The 24713-nt window shown below is 60.0% G+C and carries 25 protein-coding genes; 12 read left to right on the top strand and 13 right to left on the bottom strand.

The features are described from left to right. Positions 1-341: 341 nt before the first annotated feature. The 6 genes from B9Q17_RS08680 to B9Q17_RS08705 all read right to left on the bottom strand — a co-directional run bounded on the left by B9Q17_RS08680 (position 342) and on the right by B9Q17_RS08705 (position 5836). Positions 342-1139: an undecaprenyl-diphosphate phosphatase gene (locus B9Q17_RS08680; protein WP_094624902.1), complete on the bottom strand. Its 798-nt coding sequence runs from the start codon at positions 1137-1139 to the stop codon at positions 342-344. A gap of 101 nt (positions 1140-1240) precedes the next feature. After that, the gene (chrA, locus tag B9Q17_RS08685) at positions 1241-2434 is read right to left on the bottom strand and encodes a chromate efflux transporter (RefSeq protein ID WP_094624903.1); all 1194 of its coding nucleotides are present in this window, start codon (positions 2432-2434) and stop codon (positions 1241-1243) included. Between the two features lie 24 nt (positions 2435-2458). Then, positions 2459-3523 (bottom strand): ACR3 family arsenite efflux transporter, encoded by a 1065-nt coding sequence (gene arsB / locus B9Q17_RS08690; protein ID WP_094624904.1) that lies wholly within the window; start codon positions 3521-3523, stop codon positions 2459-2461. A 9-nt stretch (positions 3524-3532) separates the two neighbouring features. Next, the gene (arsH, locus tag B9Q17_RS08695; RefSeq protein ID WP_094624905.1) at positions 3533-4249 is read right to left on the bottom strand and encodes an arsenical resistance protein ArsH; all 717 of its coding nucleotides are present in this window, start codon (positions 4247-4249) and stop codon (positions 3533-3535) included. A gap of 2 nt (positions 4250-4251) precedes the next feature. After that, positions 4252-4482, bottom strand: coding sequence for a thioredoxin family protein (locus tag B9Q17_RS08700; RefSeq protein WP_022988528.1), 231 nt, complete (start codon positions 4480-4482; stop codon positions 4252-4254). A gap of 31 nt (positions 4483-4513) precedes the next feature. Next, positions 4514-5836, bottom strand: coding sequence for a permease (locus B9Q17_RS08705; protein WP_094624906.1), 1323 nt, complete (start codon positions 5834-5836; stop codon positions 4514-4516). 131 nt (positions 5837-5967) lie between these two features. Here B9Q17_RS08705 and B9Q17_RS08710 point away from each other — a divergent pair, with 131 nt between their 5' ends. The 5 genes from B9Q17_RS08710 to B9Q17_RS08730 are packed head-to-tail and all read left to right on the top strand — an operon-like array spanning position 5968 to position 11314. Next, positions 5968-6732 carry a metalloregulator ArsR/SmtB family transcription factor gene (locus tag B9Q17_RS08710; protein WP_094624907.1) on the top strand — a complete coding sequence of 255 codons (765 nt, stop codon included), beginning with the start codon at positions 5968-5970 and terminating at the stop codon, positions 6730-6732. A gap of 42 nt (positions 6733-6774) precedes the next feature. Then, entirely contained in the window at positions 6775-7779 is a 1005-nt protein-coding gene (locus tag B9Q17_RS08715; protein ID WP_094624908.1) for an ArsJ-associated glyceraldehyde-3-phosphate dehydrogenase, read from the top strand. A 1-nt stretch (position 7780) separates the two neighbouring features. Continuing rightward, a complete protein-coding gene (arsJ, locus tag B9Q17_RS08720; protein ID WP_094624909.1) occupies positions 7781-9007 on the top strand; it encodes an organoarsenical effux MFS transporter ArsJ in 1227 nt (408 codons plus the stop codon). After that, a complete protein-coding gene (locus B9Q17_RS08725) occupies positions 9004-10179 on the top strand; it encodes an MFS transporter (protein WP_094624910.1) in 1176 nt (391 codons plus the stop codon). The genes arsJ and B9Q17_RS08725 overlap by 4 nt, the downstream gene beginning before the upstream one ends. A 40-nt stretch (positions 10180-10219) precedes the next feature. After that, entirely contained in the window at positions 10220-11314 is a 1095-nt protein-coding gene (locus tag B9Q17_RS08730) for a tRNA-queuosine alpha-mannosyltransferase domain-containing protein (RefSeq protein WP_094624911.1), read from the top strand. Here the strand turns inward: B9Q17_RS08730 and B9Q17_RS08735 are convergent. Further along, complete coding sequence (locus B9Q17_RS08735) at positions 11308-11712, bottom strand: acyl-CoA thioesterase (RefSeq protein WP_094624912.1); 405 nt, start codon at positions 11710-11712, stop codon at positions 11308-11310. The two genes, B9Q17_RS08730 and B9Q17_RS08735, sit on opposite strands and share 7 nt — an antisense overlap. A gap of 197 nt (positions 11713-11909) precedes the next feature. Between B9Q17_RS08735 and B9Q17_RS08740 the strand changes: the two genes are divergently transcribed. The 5 genes from B9Q17_RS08740 (at position 11910) to phoU (ending at position 17425) form a co-directional block, all read left to right on the top strand. Then, positions 11910-12956 carry a substrate-binding domain-containing protein gene (locus tag B9Q17_RS08740; RefSeq protein WP_269802465.1) on the top strand — a complete coding sequence of 349 codons (1047 nt, stop codon included), beginning with the start codon at positions 11910-11912 and terminating at the stop codon, positions 12954-12956. 158 nt (positions 12957-13114) lie between these two features. After that, positions 13115-14503: a phosphate ABC transporter permease subunit PstC gene (pstC, locus tag B9Q17_RS08745; RefSeq protein WP_094624914.1), complete on the top strand. Its 1389-nt coding sequence runs from the start codon at positions 13115-13117 to the stop codon at positions 14501-14503. After that, positions 14496-15773, top strand: a complete 1278-nt coding sequence (gene pstA, locus B9Q17_RS08750; RefSeq protein ID WP_094624915.1) for a phosphate ABC transporter permease PstA — start codon at positions 14496-14498, stop codon at positions 15771-15773. Before pstC ends, pstA begins: the two co-directional genes overlap by 8 nt. Before the next feature lie 11 nt (positions 15774-15784). Next, positions 15785-16672, top strand: a complete 888-nt coding sequence (gene pstB, locus B9Q17_RS08755; protein WP_094624916.1) for a phosphate ABC transporter ATP-binding protein PstB — start codon at positions 15785-15787, stop codon at positions 16670-16672. A gap of 30 nt (positions 16673-16702) precedes the next feature. Next, the gene (gene phoU / locus B9Q17_RS08760; RefSeq protein ID WP_058342005.1) at positions 16703-17425 is read left to right on the top strand and encodes a phosphate signaling complex protein PhoU; all 723 of its coding nucleotides are present in this window, start codon (positions 16703-16705) and stop codon (positions 17423-17425) included. Positions 17426-17655: 230 nt separating this feature from the next. On the opposite strand, the gene B9Q17_RS08765 is transcribed toward phoU, so the two are convergent. From B9Q17_RS08765 to mnmH, 5 genes are all read right to left on the bottom strand, one after another. Then, positions 17656-18021, bottom strand: coding sequence for a histidine triad nucleotide-binding protein (locus B9Q17_RS08765; protein ID WP_022988513.1), 366 nt, complete (start codon positions 18019-18021; stop codon positions 17656-17658). 39 nt (positions 18022-18060) lie between these two features. Continuing rightward, complete coding sequence (locus B9Q17_RS08770; protein ID WP_094624917.1) at positions 18061-19356, bottom strand: FAD-dependent oxidoreductase; 1296 nt, start codon at positions 19354-19356, stop codon at positions 18061-18063. A 77-nt stretch (positions 19357-19433) separates the two neighbouring features. After that, positions 19434-19982, bottom strand: a complete 549-nt coding sequence (locus B9Q17_RS08775; RefSeq protein ID WP_094624918.1) for an aminoacyl-tRNA deacylase — start codon at positions 19980-19982, stop codon at positions 19434-19436. 158 nt (positions 19983-20140) lie between these two features. Then, positions 20141-20971, bottom strand: a complete 831-nt coding sequence (locus tag B9Q17_RS08780; RefSeq protein WP_058342001.1) for a mechanosensitive ion channel family protein — start codon at positions 20969-20971, stop codon at positions 20141-20143. Positions 20972-21108: 137 nt separating this feature from the next. Beyond that, positions 21109-22218, bottom strand: coding sequence for a tRNA 2-selenouridine(34) synthase MnmH (mnmH, locus tag B9Q17_RS08785; RefSeq protein ID WP_094624919.1), 1110 nt, complete (start codon positions 22216-22218; stop codon positions 21109-21111). Between the two features lie 110 nt (positions 22219-22328). Between mnmH and B9Q17_RS08790 the strand changes: the two genes are divergently transcribed. Then, complete coding sequence (locus tag B9Q17_RS08790) at positions 22329-22988, top strand: 50S ribosomal protein L11 methyltransferase (RefSeq protein ID WP_094624920.1); 660 nt, start codon at positions 22329-22331, stop codon at positions 22986-22988. Between the two features lie 466 nt (positions 22989-23454). Here the strand turns inward: B9Q17_RS08790 and B9Q17_RS08795 are convergent, their stop codons facing one another. After that, positions 23455-23859, bottom strand: a complete 405-nt coding sequence (locus B9Q17_RS08795; RefSeq protein ID WP_036219163.1) for a VanZ family protein — start codon at positions 23857-23859, stop codon at positions 23455-23457. Between the two features lie 95 nt (positions 23860-23954). Here B9Q17_RS08795 and cysZ point away from each other — a divergent pair, with 95 nt between their 5' ends. Then, the gene (cysZ, locus tag B9Q17_RS08800; RefSeq protein ID WP_022988506.1) at positions 23955-24704 is read left to right on the top strand and encodes a sulfate transporter CysZ; all 750 of its coding nucleotides are present in this window, start codon (positions 23955-23957) and stop codon (positions 24702-24704) included. Positions 24705-24713 lie beyond the last annotated feature (9 nt).

Consider the following 24713-nt stretch of genomic DNA (forward strand, 5'->3'; position numbering starts at 1 on the left):
ATTTTTGGAAAGACCGTCCCACCGCCATGCTTCGGCGTTTCTGAAATCCCAATCGGCTTGCAGACGCTACATAGGCAAGGCTAAGAGGTTGCTTTGAAAGCCAGCTGAGAGGTTTGGGGCTGGTATCGGGGTGGGCCTTCCAAAAATGTGCGGAGCCATGGATGGCGGAGCAGAAGCGCCACAGGGATGTGCCGTAAGGAGCGGTTTTTGGAAGGCCCACCCCGATACCTGCCTACCTCCAATGCCAGGAAACTCGAGCGCTTTTTGGAAAGCCCTTCCTGATGCCTGCCACCTCCCAAGGTCGAGGCCGGCACCCGAAGAACAAAACTCCCAAACCGCGATTACATCAGAACCGCGTAAATCACCCCGGCCAGAATAATCCGGTAGAGAACATACGGCCACATGCCCACTTTGTTGAGCCACTTCAGGAAGAAGTGGATGGCGGTGATGGCCATCAGGAACGACGTTACGCCGCCAATCAGGAAGCCATTCCAGTCTACGATCACATCGGATGAGGCCACTTCCAGCAGCTTCACCGCAGACGCCAGCACGATAATCGGAATCGCCAGCAGGAACGAAAACCGCGAGGCGGTTTCCCGCGTCATGCCCAGGAACAGGCCGGCGGTGATGGTGACGCCGGAGCGTGAGGTGCCGGGGACCAGGGCCATGGCCTGGGCGATGCCGACGACGACGGCGTCTTTCCAGTTCAGGGTATCCATGGTGCGCTGGCGTTTCGGCAGCCAGTCGGCAATGCCAAGCAGAATGCCGAACACCAGGGTGGTGAAGAAGATCACCGAGGCGCCGCGCAGTTCGTTGTCGATCATGTCGAGCAGGGCCAGGCCAGCGAGGCCTGCGGGAATGGTGCCGATGACCAGGTACCAGGCCAGGGCGCCCTGACCGACGATTCTGCGCTGGCCAATGGAAATCAGGCCGTCCCGGGCGATGCCGAAGACATCCCGACGGAAGTAAAGCACCACGGCCAGCAGCGTGCCCACATGCACCGACAGGTCAAAGCCCACGCCCTGATCTTCCCAGCCAAAGAAGGCCGGTGTCAGGATCAGGTGGGCGGAGCTGGATATGGGCAGGAATTCGGTCAGTCCCTGGAGGAGGCCAAGGAAAAGGGCCTGGTAAACATCCATTCTTTTAATTCCGGTCGGTGGTGCTGGTTAACGGGTTTGGCGCGCTCAGAAAACGAGCGCGATATTAGCAGGGTGGCTGCCGGCTGAACAGGCGCGGCAGGTTACGCACCCAGCAGCACGCCGCCGGCGGCCATCACGATCACCACGCCCCAGGCCGGGAGTTTCCATACGCTTAGCAGCATAAACCCGGTCAGGCCAAGGGCGAATTCGCCGGGGCCGACGATGGCGCTGGTGAATACCGGCTGGTACAGCGCGGCACCGAGAATGCCCACCACGGCGGCGTTGGCGCCGCGCATCAGGGCCTGGGCCCGGTGCCAGCGGCGGAAGTTGTTCCAGTGTGGCAGTACCGCCATCAGGATCAGCATGCCGGGCAGGAAAATGGCCAGCAGGGCCAGCGCGGCCCAGATAATCGGTGCAGAGGGCCCCATCACGGCACCCAGGTAGGCGGCAAAGGTAAACAGCGGGCCGGGGATGGCCTGGGCGGCGCCGTAGCCGGCGAGGAATTCATCGGCGGTTACCCTGCCGGTTTGTACCACTTCCGCTTCCAGCAGCGGCAGCATCACGTGGCCGCCGCCGAAGACCAGCGCCCCGGCGCGGTAGAAGCCATCAAGCATATCCAGCGGGGCCGAGGGCGCGAGCCACGCCAGCAGGGGCAGGCCGACCAGCAGGAACACGTATAAAAAAGCCGTCAGCCGGCCGGTGCCCGCTGACACCGAGATGCCGGAATGTCCGGCCGCGCCGTCGTCGGCAGCGCGGCACAGCACCAGGCCCGCAAGGGCTCCGACCACAATCGCGGAAACCTGCCCGGCAGTACCGCCCACAAACACCACCAGCATAACCGCTGCCAGGGCGATACCAGCCCGCTGCTGATCCGGGCACAGTGAGCGCGCCATGCCCAGCACGGCGTGGGCTACTACGGCTACAGCGGCCACTTTCAAGCCATGGATAATGCCCTGGCTGACCGCACCATCCAGCAGGCTGGCGCTCAGGGCAAAGGCCACCAGGATGATGGCCGAGGGCAGGGTGAATGCGGTCCAGGCGGCAGCAGCACCCCAGCCGCCGCCACGCTGCAGGCCAATGGCAAAGCCTACCTGACTGCTGGCAGGCCCGGGCAGGAACTGGCACAGGGCGACCAGGTCGGCATAGTCTTGTTCGGACAGCCAGCGGCGCCGGGCGACAAATTCGTTCCGGAAATAACCCAGGTGCGCTGCCGGGCCGCCAAAGGAGGTCAAGCCCAGGGCCAGGAAGGCCAGGAAGATTTCGCGAATTCGTCCTGCTGTCGAGCCGGAGGGCATGGTTGCTCCTGAAAGTGTCTGTGATCAGGCCGGGAACTTGTCCCGGGTGTTATTGGCTATGCGCACCAGCATCAGCATCAACGGCACTTCCACCAGTACGCCCACCACCGTGGCCAGCGCCGCCCCGGATTGCAGGCCGAACAGGGCGATGGCGGCAGCCACGGCCAGTTCAAAGAAGTTGCTGGCACCGATCATGGCACCGGGTGCGGCGATGCAATGGCGTACCTTCCATAATTTTGCCCAGCCGTAGGCGATAAAGAAGATCAGTACGGTCTGGATAATCAGCGGCACGGCAATCAGGGCAATGTGCAGCGGGTTTTCCAGAATGACTTCGCCCTGAAAGGCAAACAGCAGAACCAGGGTGACAATCAGCGCCGCCGGGGTCACCGGGCCGAGGCGTTTCATAAAGACCTCGTCGTACCACTGCTGGCCGTTGCGGGCGATCAGGATGCGGCGGGTCAGGTAGCCGGCGGTGAGCGGAATCACGATGTACAGCACCACCGACAGAATCACCGTATCCCAGGGTACCTGGATGTCGGAAATACCCAGCAGGAACACCACAATCGGGGCGAAGGCGAACAGCATGATGATGTCGTTCAGGGACACCTGCACCAGGGTGTAGGCGGCATCGCCGCGGGTCAGGTAACTCCAGACAAACACCATGGCGGTGCAGGGGGCGGCGCCCAGCAGAATGGCGCCGGCCAGGTATTCGCTGGCCAGTTGCGGGGCAATCCAGGGCTCGAACACCACCATCAGGAAGAACCAGGCAATGGCAAACATGGTGAAGGGTTTGATCAGCCAGTTCACAATGGTGGTGATGGCCAGGCCCTTGGGCTCTTTGCGCACGCCGACAATCGCGCTGAAATCGATCTGCGCCATCATCGGGAAAATCATCGCCCAGATCAGGATGGCGATGGGGATGGACACCTGGGCGTATTCAAAGCGCGACAGGGTTTCCGGCACAGACGGCGCCAGTTGGCCCAGCGCTACACCGGCAATAATCGCCAGGGCTACCCAAACTGACAGATAGCGCCCGAAAATTCCCATGCTACTGGAGGAAGCTTCCGGGGCTTGTTCGTTACTGCTCATTGCACATCCTTAAATGGAACGTTGGTTCACACGCTTCGACAGTTCTTCGGCGCTTTCCTTGCGTTCGGAATAGCGGTCGGTCAGGTAATCGCTGCGGTCCCGCACCAGCAGGGTGAACTTTACCAGCTCCTCCATGACATCCACGATACGGTCGTAGTAGGCCGAAGGCTTCATCCGGTCGTTGTCGTCAAATTCCATGAACGCCTTGGGTACGGACGACTGGTTCGGGATGGTCACCATGCGCATCCAGCGGCCCAGCACCCGCAACTGGTTGACTGCGTTGAATGACTGGGAGCCGCCGCACACCTGCATCACCGCCAGGGTTTTGCCCTGGGTCGGCCGCACCGCCCCCATGGACAGGGGAATCCAGTCGATCTGGGTTTTCATGATGCCGGTCATGGCGCCGTGGCGTTCCGGTGAGCACCACACCATGCCCTCGCTCCACTGCACCAGCTCCCGCAGCTCCTGAACCTTCGGGTGGGAGGCATCTTCGGCATCGGCCAGGGGCAGGCCGCGGGGATTAAAGATGCGGGTTTCCGCACCGATGGCTTCCAGCAGGCGGGCGGCTTCTTCCACCGCCAGGCGGCTGAACGAGCGCTCGCGCAGGGAGCCGTACAGCAGCAGAATTCTGGGTTTGTGGTCAGAAGGCGTCGCCGCGAACAGGTCGTTGTTGGTCGGGGCCCGGAACAGCCCGGTGTCGATGTTGGGTAAATCAGAAGAGGTCATGCTCAGCCCAGCAGTTTCTTGATGTCGTCGGCGCTGGCCACCTTGCCTTCCACGGCAATCTCGCCGTCTACGGCCAGGGCGGGTGTGCGCATGATGCCGGCATCAATGATGTCGTTCACATCCGTCACCTTTTCCACTTCGTAGTCCAGCCCGAGTGCCCTGGCGGCCTCCTCGGCATTCGCTGTCAGTTGTTTGCACTTGGCACAGCCACTGCCATAGATGGTGAATTTCATGGTCATCTCCTTCGGGTTTGTGCGGGCGGGGTTATACCCACCAGTTTCCGTAAATAAAGCCGGTAATGGTGGCCATCAGCACCACCAGGGCGCAGTACACCAGGGTTTTCTGCGTGCCCAGAATGGTGCGGATCACCAGCATGTTGGGCAACGACAGGGCCGGGCCAGCCAGTAACAGCGCCAGTGCCGGGCCCTTGCCCATGCCGGAGCCCATCAGGGCTTCGACGATGGGCACTTCGGTGAGGGTCGAAAAGTACATCAGGGCGCCCAGCACCGACGCCAGAATGGTGGAAAGCAGGGAGTTGTCGCCCACCGCGGCGGCGACCCATTCTGAGGGAATCATGCCCTCATGGCCGGGGCGCCCCAGGGCAAAGCCCGCCACGAACACCCCCGCCAGCAGCAACGGCAGGATCTGCTTGGCGAAGTCCCAGCTTTGTACCGGCCATTCCCGGTCTTCATCCCGCAGGGTGGCAATCAGCATCAGGCCGCCGATACCGATCACAAACGGCAGCTCCGGCATGCCGGGTGCCAGGGTGGCGAAGGCCGCAACCACGGCGGCCAGAATCAGCAACTGGCCCGGTGGCCAGTGCCAGCGCCGTACCAGCAACACACCCAGGACAGCGGCCAGGGCCGCAGTGAACGGCCATTTCAGGTCATAGACCGCCATCCAGGCCTGGTTGTCGGCCGCCGCCCAGTTGGCGAATACCAGGATGCCCACCATCAGGGCAAAGAACAGGGCAATGACACCGACCGGTTTGTCAGCCTCGTCGCCGCCGAAGCCCCGGGCATGGCTCACCGAGCGCTCGGCCTCTTCCTTGCGGTAGATCAGGTGCATGATGGCGCCGATAACCACGGCAAAGACAATGGCGCCAATGGCCCGGGCCAGCCCGATTTCAGCCCCCAACACCTTGGCGGTGACCACTATTGCCATGATGTTTATGGCCGGGCCGGAATAGAGAAAGGCCACCGCCGCCCCCAGTCCGGCGCCACGACGATAAATACCGCCGAACAGCGGCAGTACGGTGCACGAGCACACAGCTAGCAAAGTGCCGGATACCGAGGCGACGCTGAAGGCTACCGGTTTTGAGGCAGACGGCCCCAGATAGCGCATCACCGAGCCCTGGCTGATGTACACCGCCATGGCCCCGGCAATCAGGAACGCCGGCAGCAAGCACAGAATCACGTGTTCCCGGGCATACCAGTTGGTCAGGCGGAAGGCTTCCAGTACCGCGTTATCAAAGCGTTCGGTTCCGGCGGGCATGAAGAAAATGGCCAGAAAGGCCAGGATCATGAAAAACAGCAGGTTGCCTTCCCGCTGATTGCTTCGATAGATCTCCAGTAGTCTTTCTGCCATGGTAGTTTCGATGCCCTTTATCGCGGTTGGCTCGCTGCTGCTGGCTGCGATTGCTGTCTTTACTCTGTCACAGTTGCGGGCTATTATCGCAAAAGTTAAATATATGGCAACCCGAATATACGGAAATTCGTATGAAAAGAAGAGTCCTGTTTGTCTGCACCGCCAACAGCGCCCGCTCCCTGATGGCAGAAGCCTTGCTCCGGCACATGGCTGGCGACCGGTTTGAAGTGGCCAGCGCCGGTACCGAGCCCGGTGAACCGCACCCGCTCGCGCTACAGGTGCTGCAGGAAGCTGGCATTCCGGTGGACGGGCTTTACAGCAAGTCGCTGTCTGAGTTGCAGGGCCAGTACTGGGATTACGTAATCACTCTGTGTGAAAAGGCTGCCCGGGAATGCGCGCGGGTATCTTCTGGTGCCCAGCAAATTGCCTGGGACTTTCCGGACCCTGCCGAGGCCAACCGGCACGCCACCTTTGCCTTGACGCTGAAAGAGATCAGGGAGCGTATCGGCCTGTTCACCCTGGTGCATCAGAAAGAGACTAGCCTGAAACCGGCGGACTACAACCCGGTGACTGTGTTCAAGGCCATGGCCGACGACCTGCGCCTGGCGGCCCTGCTGCTGATCAAAGATCAAGGCAAGCTGTGCGTGTGCGAGCTGACGGAAGCATTTGAAGTCTCCCAGCCAAAAGTCAGCCGCCACCTGGCCTCACTTCGGGATGCCGGCCTGCTGGAAACAGAGCGACGGGGCCAATGGGTCTATTATTACCTTCATCCGCATCTGCCAGACTGGGTGGTGCGGGTTCTGGAGGAAACCGGCCGGAACAATGCGGCACTGATCGGGCAGCCCCTGGCCAGGTTGCAGGCCATGGCAGACCGCCCGGCGGTGCAGTGCCCCTGATCACGAATTTACACGGATTGCGAAACTCGCAAGGAGAACACCATGAGTAAGATCAAGGTAGGTATTAACGGATTTGGCCGCATTGGCCGTTTGGCTCTGCGGGCCGCCTGGGGTTGGCCGGAGCTGGAATTTGTGGCCATCAATGACCCGGGCGCAGACACCAATACGCTGGCGCACCTGCTGAACTTTGACAGCGTGCATGGCCGCTGGAGCCACGAAGCCACCGCCGATGGCGATGAGATGGTGATTGACGGCCAGCGCATCCGCGTGACCCACAACAAGGCCATTGCCGATACCGACTGGTCTGGTTGCGACCTGGTCATCGAGGCCAGTGGTGTGAACAAGAAAGTTGCGGTGCTGCAGGGCTACCTGGATCAGGGTGTGAAGCGGGTGGTGGTGACCGCCCCGGTGAAAGAGCCGGGCGCCAAGAATATTGTCATGGGCGTGAACGAACACATCTTCGACCCGGCCAATGACCGCATCATCACCGCGGCCTCCTGCACCACCAACTGCCTGGCGCCGGTGGTGAAAGTCATCCACGAGAAACTGGGCATCAAGCACGGTTCACTGACCACCATCCACAGCCTGACCAACACCCAGACCATCATCGACGCGCCCCACAAGGACCTGCGCCGGGCCCGTGCCTGTGGCAGCTCGCTGATTCCCACCAGCACCGGCTCCGCCACCGCGATCATCGAGATCTTTCCGGAGCTTAAAGGCAGGCTGGATGGCCATGCGGTGCGGATTCCGCTGACTAATGCCTCACTGACCGACTGCGTCTTTGAAGTAGAGAAACCCACGGATAAGGAAACTGTGAATCAACTGCTCAAGGACGCGGCCGAGGGCGAACTGAAAGACATCCTGGGCTACGAAGAGCGCCCGCTGGTGTCCATCGACTACAAGACCGACCCCCGTTCTTCCATCGTCGATGCCCTGTCCACCCTGGTGGTTAACGGAACCCATGTGAAAATCTATGCCTGGTACGACAACGAATGGGGCTACGCCAACCGCACGGCGGAACTCGCCCGCAAGGTAGGGCTGGCCTGATATGAGCGCGGCCATCCGCCAGTACCTGGTGATCACAGGCAACTACTGGGCCTTCACACTGACCGATGGCGCCCTGCGGATGCTGGTGGTGTTGCACTTTCACCAGCTGGGCTATTCGCCGCTGGAAATCGCCCTGTTGTTCATCTTCTACGAGTTCTTCGGGGTGGTGACCAACCTGGTGGGCGGCTATCTCGGCGCCCGCATGGGCCTGAACCGCACCATGAACATCGGGCTGTTCCTGCAGATCGTCGCGCTGGCGATGCTGGCGGTGCCGGCGGCCATGCTCACGGTGCCCTGGGTGATGGCGGCGCAGGCGTTGTCCGGCATTGCCAAGGACCTGAACAAGATGTCGGCCAAGAGCGGCATCAAGTTGCTGGTACCGGATGAGCAGCAGGGCACCCTGTACAAGTGGGTGGCCATTCTCACCGGCTCCAAGAACACCCTGAAAGGGGTGGGGTTCTTTCTGGGCGGCGTGCTGCTGATGGCAGCCGGCTTTACCGGCGCGGTGATCTTCATGGCAGTGGCGCTGGGGCTGGTGTGGCTGGCCAGCCTGTTCCTGCTGGGGCAGGATCTGGGCAAGAGTAAGGCCAAGCCGAAGTTCAGCGAGATCCTGTCCAAGAGCCGGGCAATTAACGTGCTGTCGGCCGCCCGGATGTTCCTGTTCGGTGCCCGGGATGTGTGGTTCGTGGTGGCCCTGCCGGTCTACATGGCCACGGTGTTCGGCTGGGACCACTGGAAGGTGGGCGGTTTTATGGCCAGCTGGATTATCGGCTATGGCTTTATCCAGACCATTGCACCCAAAATCACCGGACACTCCAACGGTAAATCCGGTGCCGTGCTTTGGGCGGCCTTGCTGGCGGTGGTTCCGGCGGCCATTGCCGGGGCCTTGATGGCCGGCTGGTCGGCACAGGCGGTGGTGATCGGCGGTTTGCTGCTGTTCGGGGTGCTGTTTGCCATCAACTCCTCCCTGCACAGCTACTTGATTGTCAGCTATGCCCGGGGTGATGGTGTGTCGCTGGATGTGGGTTTTTACTATATGTCCAATGCGGCGGGCAGATTACTGGGTACCATCCTGTCTGGTTGGGTGTATCAGGCCTACGGGCTGGAGGCCTGCCTGTGGATTTCCGCAGCCCTGGTAGCCACAGCGGCCGTGTTGTCAGTATGGTTGCCGGAGCGCGCGGACAAGCCAGGCTTCAGCCAACTGGCTGCAACAAAGACAATAAAATGATCGGGTTACTTCGGCGCCTCTGCCTGCCAGTCATTGTACTGGCGCAACTCTTTGGCACATCTCTCTGGTTCAGTATCAACGGAGTCTGGTTATCCCTGTCCGCCGAGCTGGGGCTGGCGGAATCGGATCTGGGCCGGTTGACGCTCTCGGTTCAGGCCGGCTTTATTGCGGGTACGCTTGCCCTGGCGGTGACCGGGCTGGCAGACCGCTTCGGCGCCAGTCGGATTTTCCTTGTATCGAGCCTGCTGGGTGCCCTTGCGAATGCGGCTTTCGTGACGGTGGCTGGAGTATTTCCGCTGGACAGCCTGCTGCGGTTCGCCACCGGCCTGTGCCTGGCCGGCATCTATCCTCTGGGTATGAAACTTGTCATTGCCTGGACGCCCAAATATGCCGGAGCGGCCCTGGCCTGGCTGGTGGGCATGCTGACCTTGGGTACAGCTCTGCCGCATCTTATGCGTGGGGCAACGCTGGGCATGCCCTGGGAGTGGCCACTGCTCGCATCTTCCTGCCTGGCACTTCTGGGCGGGTTGTTGGTATTTCTGTTGGGCGATGGGCCGCACCTGCCCAAAGCCAGTGGTCGTCTCCCGCTCAGTCAGGGGCTGGCGGCTTTGCGTAGTCCCCGCTTCAGGGCCGTGGCCGGCGGTTATTTTGGCCACATGTGGGAGCTATATGCCTTCTGGACCTTGGTGCCGCTGTTGATCGGGCGAGAACTTCAAAGGCTGGGGCAGGGTGAGGCTTTGATACCCTGGCTGTCATTTGCGGTAATCGGCATCGGCGCTGCCGGCTGTATCGGTGGCGGTCGGCTCAGTCGGACCCTGGGCAGTGAGTGGGTGGCCCGGCGGGCGCTGATGGTGTCCGGGGCTCTGTGTCTGCTCTATCCCTGGATGAACGGGCTGCCGCCTTTGTTGTTAATGGTTTTGCTGTTGGTTTGGGGCGTGGCGGTAGTGGCCGATTCACCGCAATTCTCTGCACTGGCGGCCTCGACCGCACCGAAGGAAACCGTGGGTTCGTCGCTGGCGGTCATGAACGCGGTCGGCTTTGGCCTGACGCTGCCGGCAATATGGCTCACCAGCGGGTTCTGGAGCGCCTGGGATGTCTGGGTGGCGCTTTTGCTGTTGCCGGGGCCGGTGTTCGGCCTGTGGTCCCTGAACCAAGGAAAGCCCGAGGCCTGATACACTTGCCGACTCCTTCGTCCCCCAGCTATGGATCGCCATGACCCAACGCATTCTTCTATTGTCAGGCTACGATGCCGCCAGCCATCGGCGCTGGCGAGAGCAATTGGTCACCCTGCTGCCCGGTTATCACTGGCAGACGCTGGCGCTTCCGCCCAGATTCTTCCAATGGCGGATACGGGGTAATCCGGTGAGCTGGCTGGACGAGCCTTGCCTGCAGGAATCCTGGGACCTGGTCATTGCCACGTCCATGGTCGACCTGGCCACATTGCGCGGGTTGCACCCCTCGCTGGCAAACACGCCGTGCCTGCTTTACATGCATGAAAACCAGTTCGCCTTTCCGGTCAGCGATCAGCAGCGGGGCCGGGTAGAGCCGAAAATGGTCAATCTCTACAGTGCCCTGGCGGCCGATGCGGTGGTCTTCAACAGCGCCTGGAACCGGGACAGCTTTCTGCAAGGCGTGGAAGGCTTTCTGAACAAGATGCCGGATGCGGTGCCCGATGGGGTGATGGAAAAACTCAGGGAAAGGTCTTCGGTGCTGCCGGTTCCGATTGAAGACCGCTTGTTTATCGACCAGCCCCGGCCTGTGAACCGGGCGTGTCCGCACCTGCTGTGGAATCACCGCTGGGAATACGACAAGGGGCCGGACCGATTGTTGGCATTGCTGGAGCAGCTGACAGAGCGTGCAATGCCTTTCCGTATCAGCGTGGTGGGCGAGGGCTTTCGCAGCCGCCCGGAAGCATTTGACCGGATTCACCGGCAATTTTCAGGGCACATCGAACACTGGGGCTTTCTGGAGCGCCGCGCAGATTATGATCGCTTGCTAGGCCGTGCCGATATTGTGCTGACGACAGCGCTTCACGATTTCCAGGGGCTGGCGATGCTCGAAGCCATGGCTGCCGGGTGTTTGCCACTGGCACCGGACCGTCTGGCCTACCGGGAGTATGTGCCGCCGCAGTGCCGGTACACCAGCATTGAGTCTGACAAAGCGGCGGAAGCCGGGGCGGCAGCTGATCAGCTGGCCAGGCTGCTTGAACAACCACCTGTTGCAGAGCCGCCGAATCCATGGCGGGCTTCAAGGCTGGCGCCCCGGTATCAGGCTCTCATCGAGCAGCTGATGTCGAAAGGTCAGTGATTCTGTTCCGGCACTTCCCGGATGCGGCCGTGCTCGTCTATGGCTACGTATACAAACAGGCCTTCCGTTACCTTGCGCGGTGTCTTTGAGCTGCGGTCCAGGGTCCAGACTTCCACCTGGATCTTCATGGAGCTGCGGCCAATGTCCACCAATTCGCAATAACAACCTACCTGGGAACCCACCCGCAACGGCGACAGGAACTCCATGCGATCCATGGCCACGGTGGCATTGCGGCCCCGGGAAATGCGCCCGGCCATGGCAGCGGCGGCAATATCCATCTGTTTGACTAGCCAGCCGGCGAACACATCGCCATTGGCATTGGTGTCTGAGGGCAGGGGAATCACCTGCAGCATCATTTCCCCGCGGGGGGCGGGTTTGTCGTCATCGTATGCTTTCATGAATGATTTGCCTTACGGAAGCTTATGAATTGTTTTCCGTGCATGGTAACGGGCTGGCCGCACGCTGCAAGAAAATTTCGCTAATGACGGCTATATTTCAAAAGCTGTAACAAAGTTGTCACAGAGTCTCCCTAGGATGCACTCATCGGTAAAGCAGATACCAACATAACGTCCACCGATACTGGAGACATAACGTGATGAAATTGAAAGCTGCAATCGCTTCTGTTGCCCTGGCGGGCAGCATTGCCGCCGTGTCCACCCCGGCCATGGCCCGTGATACCGTCAATGTCGTCGGTTCTTCCACTGTTTATCCGTTCGCCACTGTAGTTGCCGAGCGTTTTGGCCGTAACACCGACTTCCCGACTCCGAAACTGGAATCTACCGGTTCCGGCGGTGGTCTGAAGCTGTTCTGTGCCGGTATCGGTACCCAGCACCCGGACATCACTAACGCTTCCCGTCGCATGAAGAAGAGCGAGTTCGAGCTGTGCCAGAGCAATGGCGTGAAGGAAATCACCGAAGTGAAAATCGGTGCTGACGGTATCGTTATCGCCAACTCCAAAGACGCTGAGAAGTTGGATCTGAGCCTTAAGCAGGTGTTCCTGGCCCTGGCCAAGGAAGTGCCTGATCCCAAGGGTGGCGATAAGCTGGTGGCCAACCCCTACCAGAAGTGGAGTGACATTGACTCCAGCCTGCCGAACCTGGAAATCAGCGTGATGGGTCCCCCTCCGACTTCCGGTACCCGTGATGCCTTCGTTGAAATCGCTATGGAAGGTGGCTGCAAGACCTTCGATTTCATCAAAGCGATGGAAAAGAAAGACATGAAGAGCGTGTGCCACAGCATGCGTGAAGATGGCCCGTTCGTTGAGGCTGGTGAAAACGACAACCTGATCGTTCAGCGTCTGGCGCAGGACAAGGACACCCTGGGTATCTTCGGCTACAGCTTCCTGATGGAAAACAGCAGCCAGATCCAGGCCGCGACCATCGGTGGCGTTGAGCCGACTCCGGAAACTATCGCTGATGAAGATTACCCGGTTGCCCGCTCCCTGTTCTTCTACATCAAGAACGCCCACGTAGGTGTGGTTCCGGGTATCAAGGAATATGCCGAGGAATTCACCACTGAAGGCGCCTGGGGCGACAACGGCTACCTGGTCGACGTAGGTCTGATTCCGAACCCGCGCAACACCCGCATGGAAGTGGCCAAGAATGTGCGCAACCTGAAGCCGATGACCGGCAACGAGCTGTAAGCAGCTCCGGGTAGTCAGGGACGACGACAAAGAACGCGGGCCGGGGAGGTTCGCGTTCTTTTGTTACAACCAGATGAATAAAACAGCCGCTAAACTGGCACAATAATAAAAACGTTGAGCTGGCTTTAACTCAACATTTACACGATACAGAGAACGTTATGCAAACGGCCAATCTGTTGCCTCTGATCCTGGTGATTGCCGTCATCGCCTATGGTTTGTCCTACATGCGCTCGCGCGCGGTAGCCGAGCCCATCGGCGGTATTCGCAATCTGAAGGCGCTGCCCTTTTACTACGCGGCCCGTGCCGCTTTGTGGTGCGCGATCCCTGCGCTGATTGTCCTGGCGCTGTGGGCGGGTTTTGAAGGCAAGGTTATCCAGAACTATGTGGTGGCTTCGTTGCCGGCAGAACTTGCACCTGAGTCTGACGGGCAGGCGAGCCTTATCCTTTCGCAGATCAACAACGTGGCAGCCGGCAAGCTGGATCCGCAGTTTGTACCCCCGGAAGTGGTGGGTGCGGCGGACCTTCTGGACGCCCTCAAACAGCGCAGTGCCAGCTTCAAGGCCACGCTGGTGATTCTTCTTGCGGTACTGGGCGCTGCCTATGCCTGGACCCGGGTACAACCCCACATCAACGCCCGCGAAAACGTGGAGCGCACCTTGCGGTGGATTTTCTTTGTCTGTGCGGCGGTTGCCGTGTTGACCACCGTCGGTATTGTCTTTTCCGTGATTTTTGAAACCTTCCGGTTCTTCGGCAAGGTTCCCATTACCGAGTTTCTGTTCGGCACGTCCTGGAGCCCCCAGACTGCCCTGCGTGCCGACCAGGTAGGTTCAGACGGTGCTTTCGGTATCATCCCGCTGTTCACCGGCACCCTGCTGATTTCGGCCATTGCGCTGCTGGTAGCGGTACCTGTGGGGTTGCTGTCTGCGGTGTACCTGTCTGAGTACGCAACCAGGCCGGCCCGGGCGGTGATCAAGCCGCTGCTGGAAATGCTGGCAGGTGTCCCAACCGTGGTATACGGCTTTTTTGCGGCCCTTACGGTTGCCCCGTTCATACGGGACCTGGCTGAACGTATCGGCCTTGAAGCCTCATCCCAGAGCGCGCTGGCGGCGGGCCTGGTGATGGGTGTCATGATTATTCCGTTTGTTTCATCGTTGTCTGACGACGTGATCAACGCCGTACCCCAGACCCTGCGGGACGGTTCCCTGGCACTGGGTGCCACCCAGTCAGAAACCATGAAGAACGTGATTTTCCCCGCGGCCCTGCCGGGCATTATGGGCGGCATCCTGCTGGCGGCTTCCCGGGCCATCGGTGAAACCATGATTGTGGTGATGGCAGCAGGCCTGGCAGCCAACCTGACGGCCAATCCGCTGGATTCCGTCACCACGGTTACGGTGCAGATTGTCACCCTGCTGACCGGTGACCAGGAATTCGACAGCGCCAAGACCCTGGCCGCGTTTGCCCTGGGCATGATGCTGTTCATCGTAACCCTGGCCCTCAACGTGGTTGCCCTGAAGATTGTCCGCAAGTATAGGGAACAGTATGACTGATCAACGTTCACAGGCGGAGATTGTCCGCCAGTCACTCAAGCGGCGGTACCGCAAGGAGCGCCGGTTCCGGCTCTACGGCATGACCGCCATCGCTATCGCCTTGTTGTCCCTGGTGGTACTGTTTACCGACATCATCGGCAAGGGCTACACCGGCTTTATCAAGACCACCATGACCCTTGAGGTGGTGCTTGATGGCGAGCAGATGTACCTGGATGACGCGTCTGACAAAGACCAGATGTCCATGGCGGACTTCCAGGCGCCCATTATAACGGCTCTGCAGAAGCATTTTCCCGAGGTGGAGGAGCGTAAGGACCTTCGGGAGCTGAGCCGGTTGGCGGGTAGCTATGCCAGCAACCAGATCAAGGACCTGCTGGCCCGGCAGCCGGAATTGTTGGGTACTACCCAGACCATGGAGTTCCTGGTGCACGACACGGTGTCGGTCTATGTGAAACATGCCGACAATCCGGCCTACAGCATCCGTTTGTCGGAACAGCAGCAGCGCTGGGTGGATGAGCTGGTTCAGAAGGGCGTGGTAGACACCGGTTTCAACGATGTGTTCTTCAGCCGGGGCGATTCCCGGGAGCCGTCCAATGCCGGTATTCTGGGCGCCATTGTCGGCTCCCTGCTGACCATGGTGGTTACCCTGGTGATTGCCTTCCCGATGGGGGTTGCGGCAGCGGTGTACCTGGAGGAATTTGCGCCCCAGAACAAGTTCACCGATTTTATCGAAGTCAACATCAACAACCTGGCGGCGGTACCGTCGATCATCTTCGGCCTGTTGGGCCTGGCGGTGTTTATCGGGGTGTTCGGCTTGCCGCGCTCCGTACCGGTATTGGGTGGCCTGGTGCTGGCGCTGATGACCCTGCCCACCATCATCATTTCCAGCCGTGCGGCCATCAAGAGTGTGCCGCCCTCTATCCGTGAAGCGGCGGAAGGCATCGGCGCCTCGAAAATGCAGGTGGTGCTGCACCATGTGGTGCCCCTGGCCATGCCCGGCATGATGACCGGTTCGATCATCGGCATGGCCCAGGCACTGGGGGAGACAGCACCGCTGCTGCTGATCGGTATGGTGGCATTCATCGTGGAGATTCCTGACGGTTTCTTCAGTTCCGCCACTGTGCTCCCGGTACAGATTTACCTCTGGGCCAGCAGTGCCGAGCAGGGCTTTGTTGAACTTGCCTCTGCCGGAATCATGATCCTGCTGAGCTTTATGATCACCATGAACGCATTGGCCATCTGGCTCCGTAAACGTCTTGAGCGCCGGTGGTAAGGAGTTAAACCATGAACACTATGAATTCGACAGTAACCAGCAACAACGAAACCACCGAGGCGCCCGCTGTTCCCGTACAGGACGAGCGCCCGGCAGAGACGATCATCCAGGAAGGGGTTACCGTTGGCAGCCCCTACGCCGACGACCCGAAGTTCAAGCTGCGGGATGTTGAGGTGTTTTACGGCGAAAGCCGGGCCATCAAGAAAATCAGCCTGGATATTGCCCGCAACGAAGTGATTGCCTTTATCGGCCCGTCCGGGTGCGGCAAGTCCACCTTCCTGCGCTGCCTGAACCGGATGAACGACAGCATCGATATCTGTAGCGTGAAAGGCGAGTTGATGCTGGATGACCAGAACATCTATGACCCCAAGCGTGACGTGGTTGAGCTGCGGGCCCGGGTTGGCATGGTATTCCAGAAGCCGAACCCGTTCCCCAAGTCGATCTACGACAACGTGGCCTATGGCCCGCGTATTCACGGCCTGGCCAATCGTAAGTCCGACCTGGACGATATCGTGGAAGACAGCCTGCGCAAGGCTGGCCTGTGGAACGAGGTAAAAGACCGCCTGGATGCTACTGCCACCGGCATGTCCGGCGGTCAGCAGCAGCGTCTGTGTATTGCCCGGGCCATTGCCGTCAGCCCCGAAGTGATCCTGATGGACGAGCCCTGTTCAGCGCTGGACCCGATCGCTACCGCCAAGGTGGAAGAGCTGATCGCGGAAATGTCCGAGAGCTACACCATTGTGATCGTAACCCACTCGATGCAGCAGGCCGCCCGGGTATCCAACCGCACGGCGTACTTCCATCTGGGCCACCTGGTGGAAGTGAACGAAACCGACAAAGTATTTACTTCGCCGGACCACGAACTGACCGAATCCTACATCACCGGTCGTTTTGGTTAATCAGGCCCGGGAACCTTGGAGACAAAGAAAATGCCGAACAGAAAGGATGATGTATACGGAGATCATATCTCCGGTAAGTTCAACGATGAACTTAACGAGCTGAAAACCCAGTTCCTGAACATGGGGGGCATGGTGGAAAGCCAGGTGGAGCAGGCTATCCAGTCACTGGTTGACAGTGACGGCCAGCTGGCGGAAAAAGTCCGCCTTGGCGACAAGCTGGTCGACAAGATGGAAATGGACCTGGATGAAGAAGCCATCCTGGTCATCGCCCGCCGGCAACCGACAGCCCGGGACCTGCGACTGGTGATTTCCGTGATCAAGATGGTGGCGGACCTGGAACGTGTGGGTGACGAAGCCAAGAAAATTGCCAAGATGGCCATCAAGCTGACCGAAGAAGGCCAGGCTCCCCGGGGTTACGTGGAAATCCGCCACATCGGCACCCACGTGCTCAGCATGCTGCATGATGCCCTGGATGCCTTTGCCCGGCTGGATTCCGAGCAGGCCCTGCGCATCATGAAAGAAGACAAGCAGGTTGACGAAGAGTACCAGGCTGCGGCCCGGGCCTTGCTGACCTTCATGATGGAAGATACCCGCAATATCACCCGTTGCATGATGGTGATGTGGGTACTGCGCGCACTCGAGCGCATTGGTGACCACGCCTGTAACATCGCTGAGCACGTCATTTTCATGGCCAAGGGTGAGGATATTCGCCATTCGCCGATGGAAGAAGCAGAGCGGGTAGTGGGGCGGTAGGGGCGGGCCGCACCGCACATCGGCCGACCTGACTTCAGAGCTGTTTTCACCAAAATCGTGTTTTAGTCTGTCAGCCTACCTCCCAAGCTTCGGGCACGCGGGCTGGTATGGCTGTTTGGGACTATCTTTGGCCATGGATGGCCAAAGCTAAGCGAGCATGGATGCCTTGAGCGTGTCCCAAACAGCCATACCAGCCCGCTTGCTTACTCCAAAACCAGAAGCAGGAAAAGTCAGGCCTGCTTCATCTTGTCAGTGTAAGGCGGCCAGCCCAGTGGCTTGCCGGCCAGCAGGTGCAAATGGATGTGGAACACGGTCTGCCCGGCATTCTCTCCGCAGTTCATCACCACCCGGTAGCCGTCTTCGGCAAATCCCATGTCTCTGGCCAGTTTTCCGGCTACCCAGTACAGGTGTCCCACCACTTCCCGGTCGCCTTCTTCAATGTCGTTGATGGTCGCAATCGCCTTTTTCGGGATGATCAGCAGGTGTACCGGTGCCTGGGGATTGATGTCCCTGAAGGCGAGGCTGAGGTCGTCTTCATAGACGATGTCCGCCGGGATTTCCCGGTTGATGATTTTGGTGAAGATGGTTTCCGACATGAAAACTCCCTGTTCGTTGTTAAGCGTGCAAGTTGACCACTATAGACTGCCGAGACCCGGCAGACGATTGACCATTTGTTGAAGCGGTGCGGGCAGTTTGTCGTCCAGCCCCATGGCGTAGCGGGCGACGCGGTTGCGGGCAAAGGGCAGGGCGCGGGCGGCGCCCAGGCCCAGGTTACGGACAAGGTGTACCGGCGGTATGGCGTTGCTGAACAGGTGGTAGAACAGGTCCATGGCCAGCATCATGCGCTGGTTGGCGGGCCGGCGTTGCTGTTCGTACAGGGCCAGCCAGCGTTCGCAGGCGAGGTCGTCACCGCCGCGCCGGGCTTCCTTCAGTAAACCCTGCAGGCACTGGGCATCCTGGAAACCCAGGTTTACGCCCTGGCCGGCCAGCGGGTTGATGGTATGGGCGGCGTCGCCGGCCAGTACCACCCGGTTCAGGTAATAGTGCCTGGCGTGCTGGCGGGCAATGGGAAAGCTGGCTCGGGCATCGATATGGGTCAGCTCCGGCAGGCGGGCCGGGAAATGCTTCTGGATCTCGGCCATCAGTGCTGGCTCATCCATGGCCTTGAGCTGCGCCAGCCTGGCCGGGTGGTCATACCATACCAGCGAGCCCCAGCATTCACCGGGCAACTGTTCGCCGGCACTGTGCAGGGGTAAAAAGGCCCGCGGGCCGCTGGGGTAGAAGCCCTGCCAGGTGATGTCTTCCACGCCGCCCCGGTAGCGCACGGAAATCACCATGGCCTGCTGGTCGTATTGATCGCGGGTAACGCCGATACCGGCCAGGTCACGAACCCGTGACATGGCGCCGTCGGCACCGATGACCAACTGTGCTTCCAGCTGGCTGCCATCATCTAGGGTGACCCGGGCCAGCCGTTGATCCTGTGCCAGGTCCTGAACGCTGCGGCCGGTTATCAGGGTTACTTCCGGCTCGGCCTCAGCGGTCTGCCAGAGCGCCTGCTGGGTGATGCTGTTTTCCACAATGTGACCCAGGTGGCGGGCACCGAGCTGTTCGGCACTGAATTCCACTTCGGTCAGGGAGGGTGGCAGCAGTCGGCTCAGGGGGTTGGGGGTTTCGTCCCACACCGCAAGGCGGCGATAGGGTGTGGCGCGCATGGCCAGGATGGAATGCCAGGCTCCCAGGCTGTCCAGGTAGCGTTCGCTGCCGGCACTCAGGGCCGACACCCGGATATCCGGGGCACTGGAGGCATCGAAGGCGCTGGGTTCGGCTTTGTCGATCAGGGCCACACGGATGCCTTGCTGACCAAGGCCGGTGGCAAGTGCGGCGCCGACCATGCCGGCGCCCACGATAATGATGTCAAATGCTTGGTTCATATCCGGTTCCTGTCTGTTGGCATCAGTTTACGCGATGCCGGGCGCCAGACAAGCGACCGGGGTCAATCCGGCAGGTTTCAGTATCCGGCCAGCAGGGTTTCCTCCCGGGGTTCCGGTCGTTTGCGGTTTTTCAGTAGCCAGGCCGGTTTCTGGGTGCCCGGGCGGGTGAAGCCTTGATTGATCACCATGGGTTGCACCAGGTTGAGGAAATCCCGGGTTTTCATGTGGGTGGATTCGGTGTGGCTGCCGGCGGCAAATGCCAGTTCGGGCTGTTCGGTGAGTACTTCGGCGCAATAAACCGTCATTCCGAACAGGTTGCCGAACGGTGGCATGGCGCCCACTTCGCAATCCGGGAAACTGTCCTGGAATTCCTGTTCGTCTGCCAGTTCCACAAAGTCGGTGTCGAGAATGCGGGACAGTCTGTCCCAGCGCACGCGCCAGGTGGCGGGCATCACCAGCATGGCCATCTTGCCATCGAGTTCGATGATCACGGTTTTAACCACACGGTCACCGGCAATCTTCACGTGGTGGGCGAGTTGTTGGGCAGTAAAGGCGGGAGGGTGGGACAGGCACATGTATTCCACATTGGCCTTGTCCAGGTAATCTTTTAACTGCTGTACCGGCATGTTCACAACCTCCTGACAACATGGACAGTGTTGCAGAGCCGTCTGCCAATCCCGGGCCAGGCTCCGGTAAGACGGGGTGACCTCCCGTCTTACCGACAGCTTAGCGCAGGATCTGCAGTTTGCGAATAACCGGTTGTGTCTGTGTGACAGGCTTCCGGTCAGTCAGCCTTGTACATATGCACGTCGCGCTGCGGGAAAGGGATGGAGATACCCTCGGCGTCGAACGCTTTCTTCACACGTTCCTGCATGTCCCAGTAGAACGGCCACAGGTCGCCGGCCTTGGTCCAGGCCCGTACGGTCAGGTCGACAGAGCTTTCGCCCAGGCCACCCACTACGATCAGCGGAGCCGGGTCTTTCAGGGCGCGTTCGTCTTCTTCGATCAGGCGCTTGCAGATCGCCTTGGCCTTGTCGATGTCGTCGCTGTAGCCGATGCCGAAGGTCATGTCGCAACGACGGGTTTCATACACGCTCATGTTGGTCAGGCTGGCGTTGGACAGCTGGCCGTTCGGGATCACCACGCGACGGTTATCGAAGGTGTCGATGATGGTGTACAGGATGCTGATTTCACGCACCGAACCCAGGAAACCCTGAGCTTCGATGGCATCGCCCACCTTGAACGGCTTGAAGATCAGGATCAGTACGCCACCGGCAAAGTTGCCCAGGCTGCCTTGCAGGGCCAGGCCCACGGCCAGGCCGGCGGCACCGATAATGGCGACGAAGGAGGTGGTGGCAATACCGACCATGGAAGCTACGGAAACCAGCAGCAGGATCTTCAGAATGGCGCCGATCAGGCCGCACAGGAACTTGTTGAGGGTGGGGTCTTTCTTGCCCAGTTTGTTGTCCAGCACGCCGACAAAACGATTGATCAGCCACAGGCCGACAATGAGGGTGATGATGGCCAGTACTACTTTCGGGGCGTAGGCCATAACCAGTGCGATGCCCTGGTCAATCCATTCAGACGCTTGTCCGTTACTTATGATGTCTTCCATATAGAAGCTCCTTGATCGTTAGTATTTTCTGAGGTGGCGAAAACCCGACAAATGATTGCCAGCACAATATTTATCTGACAAAGAGTATATAGCAGACATATTAAATGTCAGCGTCAGAAAGTGTTGGTACGCAGCGGTTAGTTATACGGATTGTGATGCTCTCTGGCATATGCCGTGATTTCATCGGGGCCGCCCCGCACCAGGATCCGGCCCTGTTTCTGGCTCAGCTGGTAATCGTACATGGGGTCGTAGTAATCGGTGAGCAGGGCTTCGATCCAGAGATGGTGGCCGCTGGTGTCGCCGGTGCGTTCCTGTTGCTCCAGGGCCTGCTCCATCAAGGCGCGAAGTTCCTGGTGGCGCGCCCCGCCCAGGCGTTTCCGGATACGGTCGATGGCGCTCAGCAGGTAGTCCCGGAAGTTCAGCCAGCCGGCTTCTTCGTCATCCCGGCCGATGTAGTCGGCCAGCATGTGTTCCACATAGTCGGTGCGGATAATATCGACACGCTCTGCCATGGGCTGTTCCAGGATCAGCAGCGGCGATTCGCTCATGCGGGCCCGGAAGTGTTCCGGTAGCGCGCAGCGGCCGATCAGCCGGCTTTCGTCTTCCAGGTACACCGGCCCGCCTACCTGGTGGTGTGCCTTGAGCATGGCAACCGCCAGGTGGTTTTCGAAATCGATCTGGGACGGCTGCGGGGTGACTTGCCGGCCGAAGCTGGAGCCCCGGTGGTTGGCCAGGCCCTCCAGGTCGACCGGGTTGGGAAGGTCCATCAGTACCCGGGTTTTGCCGGTGCCGGTGCGGCCGCTGAGAATGCGGAAGTCTTCGCTGTCGATCAGCTGGTCCAGGCTGTCGATCAGAAAGCGTCGCAAGGCCTTGTAGCCACCTTTCACCAGCGGGTAATCAATGCCGGCGTCCTTGATCCATTGCTGGGTCAGACGGGAGCGTAACCCACCCCGAAAACAGAACAGGTAGCCGTCCGGGTGGCGGGCTACGAAACGCTTCCAGGCTTCGATACGCTGGGCTTTTACATCACCGGCGACCAGTTGGTGGCCCAGCTCGATGGCCTTGTCCTGGCCCTTTTCCTTGTAGCAGATGCCCACCCGGTGGCGTTCCCCGTCGTTCATCAGGGGCGCGTTCTCGGCGTTGGGAAAACTGCCTTTGCTGAACTCCACCGGGGCGCGAACGTCCATCAGGGGAACGTCGCTCAGGAACAGGTTGAGGTAATCGCTGGTATCGGGTCTGCTTGCCATGTCAACGGATCGCTGTTGTTCTGGGTAGGGCGGCAGTATACCGGAGTGCCGATTTCCGGGCATCCCGGCCAGAGGTACAATGGCGGTTTGGACTGCCGAGAGAGCCAGCAATGACCCCGGAACACCTGAACCAGCACCTGCGCAAGACCCTGAGCCGTGGCCGTGTGGCCGCATCGGCACCGGCAGGTTGCCCGGACCTCCCCTTGTACCTGTTTGATCCCTCGGTACTGGAAGGTCCCCTGAGCCATGATGAAGCCCAGGCCGTGGTAGCAGAGCCGGCGTACTGGTCATTCTGCTGGGCCAGCGGCCAGGTGCTGGCCAGCTGGATTTTGCAGCATCCGGAGCTGGTGGCCGGCAAAGCGGTACTGGATTTCGGCTCAGGCTCCGGCGTGGTTGCCGTGGCTGCGGCGCGGGCGGGTGCGGCCCGTGCCATTGCCTGCGATATCGATCCGGCAGCGCTGGATGCTGCCGCAGCCAATGCCCGGCTTAACGGTGTGCAGGTGGAGCTTTGTGACGACTGGGCGGCGCGGCCGGAATCCCTGGACCTGGTCACCGCGGCCGATGTGCTTTATGACCCTGACAACCGGCCGTTGCTGGAGGCGTTCCGGGCGGCAGCAAGCCGGGTTTTGCTGGCAGATTCGCGGGTTCGGGATCTCGGTAACCCGGCTTATCAGCTGCAAACGGTGATTGAAGCCAGGACCTGGCCAGACCTGAACGAATTCGAGGAGTTCAACAGGGTGCGTATCTACCTGGCGGAAGGTGCAGGCTGAGAATTTTCTACGGCAGAAAAAACAAAGGGCAGCTCAAGGGCTGCCCTTTAACAGGTTTGAACCGCCATCCCGGGCAGTTCACAGTCGGAACAAGTGGTGCGTCCGTGCACTCGGGGCAACCGCCATGTTGCCGTAATCCTTGCGTCTTTCCCTGATGGCCAGCGTCCGAGCCGGCAATCCAAATCGTTATCCCTTAAGCGAGGCATCCCTGTGTCCTTGCCTCTCCCCACAGTCCCTGCAGGGGTGCATCCAGTGCGTCGTCCTTTTCCCTGTCATCCTTGACGGTTCCCACTATACCAAGGCCAATCTGACAAACGTGTGACCGGCGCACACTATTTGCGGGCTTCAACTATCACGTTAATAGTTTTTTCTTTGAATTCATGGCCCTGCGGGAAGTGGCTATGGGCCGGGCTGCGTCTTCGTACGTGAAGACACTGAAAGTTCCTACAGGTTTGTGAGATATCTCTTACAAGGATTCAGGCGAATCTCTCAAATCCATTTCGCGCGGCCTGCGTGTGCCGGGCCAGGGCAGCATGCCGATGGCAATCCCCAGGCTGTCTGCCAGCACATCGGCCAGGGAAAAATCCCGGTAGGGCAGATTGGCCTGGACCACCTCCAGCAGCAGCCCGAAACCCAGTAGTGCCGGGGCATACCAGAAGGCGCTCAGGCGCGGCCAGGCCAGCCGGGTAACGATGGTCAGCTCGATAAAGGCAATCAGGTGATTGACCTTGTCATTATCGGACGACGGAATCGGGTAGCTGCTGCTGGTGGTGGCCAGGTACAGAATGGCGACAACCGACACCAGCAACACGGCCTGCCACAGGCGGCGCATGTGAAGAATATGCCGGATGGTTGGCCAGAGTCGCGTCATAGGGTAATCCGAAGGTGGTTGCGTGCTGTGGGAACGAGGCTGACATGATATGCTTTGCGCCCCGTTATTGTCATGGCAGCGGAGGACCACCAGCAATGCTCAAAGGAAACTTTTTTCGCGGACTGGGCTACCTGGGGGAGGGCTTCAGGCTGATTCGCCAGCCCGGCCTGAGGCTGTTCGTGATCATTCCTGTTGTGATCAACGTCATCCTGTTCGGGCTGATGTTCTATTTCCTGGCCGAGATGTTTTCCCTGATGATCGCCGGTGCCATGGCCTGGCTGCCCGACTGGGCCTGGCTGCAAGCGCTCGATTGGTTGTTCTGGCTGCTCTACGGCGTGGTTATCCTGCTGATGCTGGCCTACGGCTTCGTGATCGTTGCCAACCTGATCGGCTCTCCTTTTTATGGTTACCTGGCCGAGTTGACCGAAAAACACCTCACCGGCCAGGAAGTCAGCACGGATGGCAGCTGGGCTGCCATTATCAAGGACATTCCCCGGGCGCTGTGGCGGGAAGTCCAGAAAATTGCCTATTACCTGCCCCGGGCGCTGGGCCTGTTTATTATCGGCCTGATTCCGGTCGTCAACCTGGTGGCGGCGGTGCTCTGGTTCCTGTTCAACAGCTGGATGATGGCCCTGCAATATGTGGATTTCCCGGCCGATAACCACCGGGTCAGCTTCCCGAAATTAAGAAAAGACCTGGCAGCCAGCCGGCTTTCTGCCCTGGGCTTCGGCCTGCCGGTGGCCCTTGCGGCCATGGTGCCTGTGCTCAACCTGGTGGTGGTGCCGGCGGCCGTGTGCGGTGCGACCGCGTTCTGGGTGCGTGAAAACGATTCAAATCAACAGTAATTCAGTCAG

The sequence above is a fragment of the Marinobacter vinifirmus genome (genome assembly GCF_002258215.1).
Classification (GTDB): domain Bacteria; phylum Pseudomonadota; class Gammaproteobacteria; order Pseudomonadales; family Oleiphilaceae; genus Marinobacter; species Marinobacter vinifirmus.